Origin of the sequence: Mesorhizobium sp. M1A.F.Ca.ET.072.01.1.1, assembly GCF_004023325.1 — a bacterium.
Classification (GTDB): domain Bacteria; phylum Pseudomonadota; class Alphaproteobacteria; order Rhizobiales; family Rhizobiaceae; genus Mesorhizobium.
On record NZ_RZSF01000649.1, the window covers coordinates 1 to 1,279 of the forward strand.

Annotated in this window: 1 protein-coding gene; it reads left to right on the forward strand. The window is 68.2% G+C overall.

Annotated features, from left to right (window positions below; all coding sequences use genetic code 11):
• Positions 1–113: 113 nt before the first annotated feature.
• Positions 114–1,279: DNA repair protein RadA (radA, locus tag EOA32_RS37280; protein ID WP_128374315.1), on the forward strand; the 1,166-nt coding region annotated here is incomplete at its 3' end.

The window sequence follows — 1,279 nt, forward strand, 5'->3', positions numbered from 1 at the left end:
ACCCCCATCTGTCCTGCCGGCCATCTCCCCCCTTGCGGGGGAGATGGCCGGCAGGACAGATGGGGGTGGGCGGGAACGCCGGCCTTCGAAAATTTGCGATCGGCCCGACGCTAATGGCCAAATCGCGCGTTCAGTTCATCTGTCAGAATTGCGGCTCGGTGCATCAGCGCTGGGCCGGCAAATGCGATGCCTGCGGCGAGTGGAACACACTGGTCGAGGAAGGCACCGCGGGCGGCATCGGCTCGGGGCCGGCCAACACCCGCAATGTGCGCAAGGGCCGCGCCGTGGTGCTCACCAGCCTCTCCGGCGACATCGAGGACGCGCCGCGCATCGTTTCCGGCATCGGCGAACTCGACCGCGCCACCGGCGGCGGCTTCGTGCGCGGCTCCGCCCTTCTGGTCGGCGGCGATCCCGGCATCGGCAAGTCGACGCTGCTGACGCAGGCCGCAGCCGCTTTGGCCTCGAAAGGCCACCGCATCGTCTATGTTTCGGGTGAGGAAGCTGTCGCGCAGATCAGGCTGCGTGCTCAGCGCCTCGGTGTCGCCTCGACGCCGGTCGAACTCGCCGCCGAGACCAATGTCGAGGACATCCTCGCGACAATCGCCGACGGCAAGCGGCCCGATCTGGTGATCCTCGATTCCATCCAGACGCTGTGGACCGATCTTGCCGATTCGGCGCCCGGCACGGTCACCCAGGTGCGCGCGGCCGCTCAGGCGATGATCCGCTATGCGAAATCCACCGGCGCCGCGATCGTGCTCGTCGGCCATGTCACCAAGGAAGGCCAGATCGCCGGCCCTCGCGTCGTCGAGCACATGGTCGACGGCGTGCTCTATTTCGAGGGCGAAGGCAACCACCACTTCCGCATCCTGCGCACGGTGAAGAACCGCTTTGGGCCGACCGACGAGATCGGCGTCTTCGAGATGTCGGACAAGGGCCTGCGCGAGGTCGCCAATCCATCCGAGCTGTTCCTCGGCGAGCGGCATGCGAAGTCGCCCGGCGCCGCCGTCTTCGCCGGCATGGAAGGCACAAGGCCGGTGCTGGTCGAGATCCAGGCGCTGGTGGCGCCCTCTTCGCTCGGCACGCCGCGCCGCGCCGTCGTCGGCTGGGACGGCGCGCGGCTCTCTATGGTGCTGGCGGTGCTGGAAGCGCATTGCGGCGTCCGTTTCGGCCAGCACGACGTCTATCTCAACGTCGCCGGCGGCTACCGCATCTCGGAGCCGGCGGCCGACCTCGCGGTCGCCGCAGCATTGGTTTCGTCGCTCACCGGTCTTGCCCTTCC